The organism is Streptomyces sp. SID14436, assembly GCF_010548465.1.
Lineage (GTDB): Bacteria > Actinomycetota > Actinomycetes > Streptomycetales > Streptomycetaceae > Streptomyces.
This window is the reverse complement of record NZ_JAAGMD010000489.1, coordinates 1-1,956: the sequence shown is the minus strand read 5'-3', so window position 1 is coordinate 1,956 and position 1,956 is coordinate 1. Positions and strand designations below refer to the sequence as shown.

At 76.8% G+C, this 1,956-nt stretch carries 2 protein-coding genes; both read right to left on the bottom strand.

The window, feature by feature from the left end; all coding sequences use genetic code 11:
* Nucleotides 1-1,169: extracellular solute-binding protein (locus G3I53_RS16890; RefSeq protein WP_164438505.1), on the bottom strand; the 1,169-nt coding region annotated here is incomplete at its 3' end.
* The coding region (locus G3I53_RS16885; protein WP_164438504.1) for a vWA domain-containing protein at nt 1,169-1,956 on the bottom strand (788 nt) is incomplete at its 5' end. The genes G3I53_RS16890 and G3I53_RS16885, both read right to left, overlap by 1 nt.

Genomic DNA, 1,956 nt, shown 5'->3' with positions numbered 1-1,956 from the left:
CGCGGGACCGGGTCGGCGCCCTCCCCCGTCGGCGACGCGGACGGCGACGCCGGGGCGGACGGGCCGGCGGCCGTGGTGCAGCGCACCCCGTCCCCGTACGCCGACACGCGGGTCGCCGCGAACCCGGCGTCGAGCAGGCAGCGTTCGCTCTCCCGGCCGGTGAGGAACCGGATCAGGTCGGTCGCGCTGCGCGCCCGCGGCGACGACGAGGTCACCGCGAGGTTCTGCCCGCCCAGCACCGCCCGGCCGGGCAGCGGCACCACCCCCAGCTGCTCCTTCGTGAACGTGCGGTGCAGCGCCGGGTAGACGTAGGGCCAGTGCCGCAGGAACGCCGTACGGCCCGCGGCGAAGTCGCTCAGGGAGGCCGCCTCGTCGGAGTGCACGGCGTCCGCCAGCGTGTACGGCCGCCCCGTGCGCCGGCCCAGCTCCGCGATGCCGTCGGCCAGGTCCTCCACGGTCCCGGCGTAGCGCCCCTCCTCGTCGACCAGCGAGAAGTCCTCCACCGCCGAGGCGAACGCCTCCACCGCGTTGACCGTGCGGCCCTCGTACGCGGCGAGCTGGGTGGTCCAGCCCTTGTCGTAGGCGTCCTCGTCGAGCCGGCTGTCGAGGGTCTCCACCAGGTCCCGCACCCCCGCCCAGGACTCCAGGTCGGCGCGCCGCACCCCCGCCCGCTCCAGGTAGTCGCGCCGGTAGTACAGCAGGCCCACGTCGCTGTTGAACGGCACCGCGTACACCTCACCGTCCCACCGGGCCGTCCCGGCCACCGACGGCACGACGTCCTCGTCCACCAGGTTCCCCGGCAGCGGACGGACCAGCCCGGCGGCGGCGAACTCCGGCACCCAGGTGACGTCCAGGTTGACCACGTCGTAGGCGGCGCTGCCCGACTGCAGGGCGCCGAGCAGCTGGCTGCGCTGTTCGTCGGCGCTGCCGGGCAGCTCCACCAGCCGCGCACGGTACTCCGAACCGGACCGCCGCTGCTCGCTGTTCCAGGCGTCGATGAGCTGCTGGCGGATGCCGTTCTTGCCGGTGACGTCGCGCCCGCTGGCGACCACGATGGTGCCGGGCACGTCGTCGGCGGAGGGCACGGCCCGCGGGCCCCCGCCGTCCCCGCCGCCCGTGCAGGCGGCCACCATCAGCAGCGCCAGCAGCGCGGCCAGCCGTCGGACCATCAGCCGTCCCCCGTTCCGGTGCGCGCGACCTCGTCCTGGAGGGCCGCGCCCAGGTCGTCCCCCGTGTCCAGGCAGCGTCCGCCGCTCGCGTCGGCGATCCGCCGGTCCGGCCGGTCCAGGTCGCAGCCCGCGTTCTGCAACGACACCACCGTCACCGGGACCCCGGCGGTCCCCGCCCGGTCGAGCACCTCCCGCAGCCGCCCGCCGGTCAGCCGGTCGTTGTCCTCGCCGTCGGTGATGTGCACGATCAACTGCGGCCGGTCGTCGGCCCCGAGGCCCTCCATCACGTCGAACGCGGCCAGCAGCGCCGCGTGCGGATCCGCCTCCGCGTCCTGGACCCGGGCCCGCGCGGTCACCGTCCGCTCGGCGTCGGCCCGGCGGTGCGGACCGAGCGGCAGCACCGTCCGGTAGGGCCGGCCGGGCTTCCCGGCCACGCCCCACACGCCGTACTCGTCCCGGCCGCCGAGCCCGCCCAGCGACTGCCGCAGCAGGCCGGGACCGCCGCTCGGCCCCTGCCACAGCCGGTCCATGGAGCCCGAACTGTCCAGCAGGTACAGCACCCGGCCCGGACCGCCCGCCTCCCGGTACGCGGCCAGGGCCCGCTCCATCGCGCGCTGTCCCGCCGACTCGTCCAGCGGACTCGGCGCGTACAGCACCCCCTCCCGCCCGCGCTCCGGGTCCAGCAGCATCCGGCTGCCCGGGTCGCGGAAGCCCGCCCGGGCGAACTCGGCGCGGCCCCGCGGCCCCGCCAGCCAGTCGCGGAACGCCCCGGCCGCCGCGTCCCGCG